Below are 4,815 nucleotides of genomic sequence, written 5' to 3' on the forward strand. Positions count from 1 at the left end.
CAGCGCTGCTGTTGGGGTGCCAGGCAAGGCGCGACGACGCGGCAGGCTCGTGCCTGCAAGGAGAAGCAACACCGCATGGCGCTCCAAAAGCGGTGCTGGCAAGTGCATAGCGCTGTCACCCCAAAGGTGAGGCTGCGAAAAGAACGCAAGCCCCGAGTCCACGCGGTGTGCCGCAAGATGACAAGCGGTCAACTGCCGTTTTTAGGGTTACTTGCGCCGCGGCGGCAGGGTCTGCTCCAGCCACGCCACCACCTCTTCCGCCACCTGGGTGGACGCCTGCGCCAGTGCCGCCACGCCACCCGGCGCATCGGCGGTGCGGGCCGGCACGCTGGCGGTAAACACCTGCTGGCCGCGCAAAGTCTCCCCGTCGGGCAGCAGATCCACGACCGTGGCACGCACGCGGATCACGCCAGCGCTGGTGGTGGGCGTGGTGAAGAGCTGGCTGAACTCCTCCAGCTCTACCCGCAGGACGGGCGGCAGTCGGCCATCCAGTTCGGCACTGCGCGCCAGGGCCGCGCCGTTGTCCGGGCGCAGCACGGCGCGGTGCTGGCCCAGCCGCTCACGCAGGCGCTGGTGGAAAAGCATCGCAGGCGGCTGGTTCCAGCGCGCCTGGCTGTAGGGATGCAGTCGCTGCGCATCCACATAGGCCAGCCGGTACAGCACGGTGTTGCTCTCCTCCACCACGCCCGGAGCTTCGATGTCGTCGAGCGTGAGCGGCGGCAGCGGTTGCATGCGGCGCTCAGCCCGCGTCTGCTCGATCGGCCCCGGCCCGAAGTCATACAGCGCCGGGCGAGACGGTGGCTGGGGCAGGACCGAGCATCCGGCCAGAAAAATCAAAGGAAAAAAGGCTGTTGCGCCTGCTGCGTATGCCATAACAGCTACTTTTTTTATAGCAAACATGCTTTCTCCTCAGGGGGCGGTGAAGCCGGGCTCGCCGGGGCCGGGCGGAATGCGGCCCGAGCCGTAGATGAACAACTGGGGGTTGTCCTGCACGCTGTTGGCGGTTCGACCAATCAGGCGTGCGGCGCGGCCGGCGTCGTCGGCCGCGCGGTTCAGGCGCGGCAGTGTGGCGGTGCTGAACTGGTCTGCGGCGCGGGCCAGCGTCTGCGTGCCCAAAGTGATCTGGTCGATGGCGCCACCCTCGGCCGACAGACGCCGGGCGGTTTGGCCAATGTCGGTTGCCAGCGTGGTCACACTGTCGCCCGCCTGGCGCAGCGACTGCAGTGTCTGGCGCGCATCGCCCGCCAGCGGAGGCAAAGCGGCCAGGGCTGGGTCGAGCCGCTGGGTCAACGTGGCGTCCAGCCGCTGTGTGAGCGTGTTGAAGCCGGCCGCAGCCTGGTTGATGTTGGCCAGCGCTTGCGACAACTGCTGCTGGTTGCCGTCGCCCAGCAGCCGGTTGACGCGGCGGGTGGCCTCTTCCACCTGGCTCAGAATGGCCGGTGCCTGCTCGGCCAGCCTGCCAAAGGGCGAGGGCTTGAGCAGCAAACGCGGCAGGCCGCTGGGGCCGGGCGGCAGCTCGGGGTTGGGCTGCTCGGTGTCGTCCAGCAGAATGTGCGCCAGCCCGGTGACGCCCTGGTAGCCCAGCACGGCAAACGTGGTGCGGCTCACAGGGGCCTGCTCGTTCACCGCGATGCGGATCAGCACATTACCGGGCACCTCAGGGTCAAAGCCGATGCGCGTGACCTTGCCCACGGCCACGCCCTTGTAGCGCACGGCGGCCTGGGGCTGCAGGCCCCCGACGCCGTCCTTGGTGGTCAGCTCATACAGGTCGTAATTGGCGTTATCGCGGGTAAGCCAGACGGCCAGCCCGATCAGCATGGCGGCCACCACCAGGACAAAGACGCCGGCAGCCAGTGCGTGAGATTTGTTTTCCATCAGGGGTGTTCCTTGTCTGTCGCGGCAACGCTGCCCGGGCTTGCCGGTTCAGGCGGCGCCTGCATCGGGGCCATGGCGCGGCGGCCTCGCTCGCCCATGAAAAAGTGCTCGATAAAGGGATGCTGGAACCGTGCCACCTCGTGCGGCGGCCCGGTGACGATGACCTGCTTGTCAGCCAGCACCGCCACGCGCGTGCTCAGCGCAAACAGGGTGTCCAGGTCGTGCGTGACCATCACCACCGTGAGGCCCAGCGTGGCGCGCAGCTCACGCAGCAGGGTGCAAAAGTCGTCCGAGCTGCTGGGGTCCAGCCCGGCGGTGGGTTCATCGAGCAGCAGCAGCGGCGGGTCCATCATCAGCGCGCGGGCCAACGCCACGCGCTTGACCATGCCGCCCGACAGGTCGGCCGGCATGCGGGTGGCATGTTCGGGCTTCAGGCCCACCATCTGCAGCTTGACCAGCGCCGCATCGCGCACCAGCTCGGCTGGCAGCGTGCCCTGCTCGCGCAGCGCAAAGGCCACGTTGTCCAGCGCATTGAAGGCCGAGAACAACGCCCCATGCTGGAACAGCATGCCCACCCGGCTGGCCGCGCCCTCGCGCCCCATCTCGCTGGCGGGGCGCCCCAGCACCGTGACCGTGCCGCGCGAGGGCCGGGCCAGCCCCAGGATCTGCCGCAGCAGCACCGTCTTGCCGGTGCCCGAGCCCCCCACCAGCGACAGCATCTCGCCGCGCTGCACGGTGAACTGCAAGTCCTGGTGCACATGAAAGGTTTCGTCGCCCTTGCCAAAGGTGGTCCACAGGCCCTGCACATCCACAATGGGCGGCTCGCCGGGCGGCACGGCAACATGCTGTGGCTTGGCGATGCGTTCCGTCATGGCCGCCCCTTCCATCCACCCATGGGCCTGCGGCGCACGATATGGGCAAGGCCCAAAGCCAGGGCTGCCCCGCCATCCGGGCGGCGTGCCCCAACCCGCACTGCGCCGCAGTGCGATGGCAGGGGGAAGACGCCAAGCGCCACAGGGGCTGGCCTCATATTCCTACATCCTTGAAGGCCACGGCAAACAGCGCGTCCACGATGATGACCATGGTGATCGAGGAGACCACCGATGCCGTTGTGCCCTCACCCAGGCTCTGGGTGTTGGGCTTGACGCGCAAACCCCAGTGGCAGCCGATCAGCGCAATGAAAGCGCCAAACACCACCGACTTGGCCACCGCAAGCCCCAGGTTGCCGATCTTCACAGCCGCGGGCAGCGCCTGCACAAAGTACGCCGGCGAAATGCCCATGACCACATCGGCCGCCAGCATGCCACCGCACAGCGCGGCAAGCGTGGTCCACACGCTGATGAGCGGCATGGCAAGGGCCAGTGCCAAAGTGCGCGGCAGCACCAGCCGAAAGCCATGCGCAATGCCCATGACCCGCATGGCATCGAGCTCCTCCGTCACGCGCATCACGCCGATCTGCGCCGTGATGGCCGAGCCAGACCGCCCCGCCACCAGAATGGCAGCCAACATGGGGCCCAGCTCGCGGATGAGCGAGATACCCAGGATATTGACGATGAACGCCTCGGCCCCAAACTGGCGCAGTTGCAGACTCATCAGGTAGGCCAGCACCACACCGATGAGAAACCCCACCAGCGCCGTGATGGGCAGCGCCGTGGCCCCCATGCGGTAGAGGTGGCCCGACACATCGCGCCAGGGCCCGCGCTGTGGCGCGCGCGCCAGACGCACCAGATCCAGCGCCAGCTGGCCCACCAGCTGCAGCAGGTGGCGGGCATGGTCCACGGCATGCAGCACCAGCACACCCAGGCGGTCCATCTGATCGGCCAGCCGCCAGGGCTCCTCGGGGGGCGGCGCCACCGTGAACTGCGCCACGCGTTCCAGAATGTCGCGCTCGCGCCGATCAACCAGAATCTGCGCGGGCCAGGCCTGACCCCAGTGCCGCCACAGCAGCTGCGCACCCACATGGTCCAACCAGGCCAGACCGCGCAGGTCCCACGCCACATCGGCTGCAGGCGGGATGGCCTGCAGTTGGCTGTACAGGGCCTGCACCACCTTGCGGTCGCCCATTTCTGCCGCGGCCCAGCGCCCCCGCACCTGCACCAAGCGCCCACCCGGCACCCCGCCCGCTTCGACCACGAGGCGGGGGACCAGATCCGGCGAAGAAAGTGCGTTAGTGGGCAAGGCGAGCAGGAAAAACAGCCAGCGGCGGCGTGTGGAGACAGGTGCATGCACCCGCCAGCCGACGGAGACAAGCCTCGCAGTGCAGCGGGCCCAGACGCCATTGCCGCTCCGCCCAGCGCGGCAAGCCCTGTACAAACAGCACAGGCAACACGACACACGCACGCCAAAAGACAAACGTCATCCTACCGTGTGCGCCGCGCAAGAGGTACAAAATTCATCGATCCCCAACGCGCCATGGGGCGGCGGAACAACGAACAAAGTAAGCTGCCGGCCTCTGGCGGGTCAACTTGACCGAGTTAGGTGAGTCTCTGTCGACCCCACTGTCGAAGCCCACCACGCCAGATCGACCAATTCCACAATCAATACCAACAGCCTCTTGACCTAGGGGAAAGTCCTTGCAGGGTTCAGGCTGCGGTGCCCGGAGTTGTATGTGCCATTGCTGGGGGATCGGGAGCATACAGAGTGATCTGAAGCCGCAGCCGCAGGCGTGCGAGCTCGGTTATCGCGTTGCCTGAAGCTAGTAATGGGAACGCATGGGGGTGAAACCCAGCCTGAAGTCCAACATTGGCGCAACGATCGGTGCAACTGTTCCACACTGCTCGCAGCTCCGGGGACAACTCATCAAAGAGTGTGGCATAGCGAGTGACTGCATCGTCAAGGCTGCTCTCTGACGGGGAAAGTTCAAGCCACAGAGTGTGGACACCGTTCTCAACGGAATTCCGCAACGGCTTGACTGCGCCGCCCATATGTTCGAGCAAGGTC

Annotated in this window: 5 protein-coding genes; all 5 read right to left on the reverse strand. The window is 66.8% G+C overall.

The window, feature by feature from the left end; all coding sequences use genetic code 11:
* Positions 1 to 207: 207 nt before the first annotated feature.
* A complete protein-coding gene (locus ACK543_RS03010; protein WP_409941380.1) occupies positions 208 to 873 on the reverse strand; it encodes an ABC-type transport auxiliary lipoprotein family protein in 666 nt (221 codons plus the stop codon).
* Positions 874 to 909: 36 nt separating this feature from the next.
* Positions 910 to 1,875 carry an MlaD family protein gene (locus tag ACK543_RS03015; protein ID WP_409941381.1) on the reverse strand — a complete coding sequence of 322 codons (966 nt, stop codon included), beginning with the start codon at positions 1,873 to 1,875 and terminating at the stop codon, positions 910 to 912.
* Positions 1,875 to 2,747 carry an ABC transporter ATP-binding protein gene (locus tag ACK543_RS03020; protein ID WP_409941382.1) on the reverse strand — a complete coding sequence of 291 codons (873 nt, stop codon included), beginning with the start codon at positions 2,745 to 2,747 and terminating at the stop codon, positions 1,875 to 1,877. The genes ACK543_RS03015 and ACK543_RS03020 overlap by 1 nt, the downstream gene beginning before the upstream one ends.
* Positions 2,748 to 2,901: 154 nt before the next feature.
* Positions 2,902 to 3,939, reverse strand: a complete 1,038-nt coding sequence (locus ACK543_RS03025; RefSeq protein WP_409941384.1) for an MlaE family ABC transporter permease — start codon at positions 3,937 to 3,939, stop codon at positions 2,902 to 2,904.
* A 518-nt stretch (positions 3,940 to 4,457) separates the two neighbouring features.
* The coding region (locus tag ACK543_RS03030) for a hypothetical protein (RefSeq protein WP_409941383.1) at positions 4,458 to 4,815 on the reverse strand (358 nt) is incomplete at its 5' end.

Source organism: Acidovorax sp., from assembly GCF_046341535.1.
Lineage (GTDB): Bacteria > Pseudomonadota > Gammaproteobacteria > Burkholderiales > Burkholderiaceae_C > Acidovorax.

Excerpts from the sequence above, each read along its gene's own strand:
- ACK543_RS03015 (WP_409941381.1), bottom strand. The coding sequence starts at position 1,875 with ATGGAAAACAAATCTCACGCACTGGCTGCCGGCGTCTTTGTCCTGGTG.
- ACK543_RS03025 (WP_409941384.1), bottom strand. The coding sequence starts at position 3,939 with ATGGGCGACCGCAAGGTGGTGCAGGCCCTGTACAGCCAACTGCAGGCC.
- ACK543_RS03010 (WP_409941380.1), bottom strand. The coding sequence starts at position 873 with ATGGCATACGCAGCAGGCGCAACAGCCTTTTTTCCTTTGATTTTTCTG.
- ACK543_RS03020 (WP_409941382.1), bottom strand. The coding sequence starts at position 2,747 with ATGACGGAACGCATCGCCAAGCCACAGCATGTTGCCGTGCCGCCCGGC.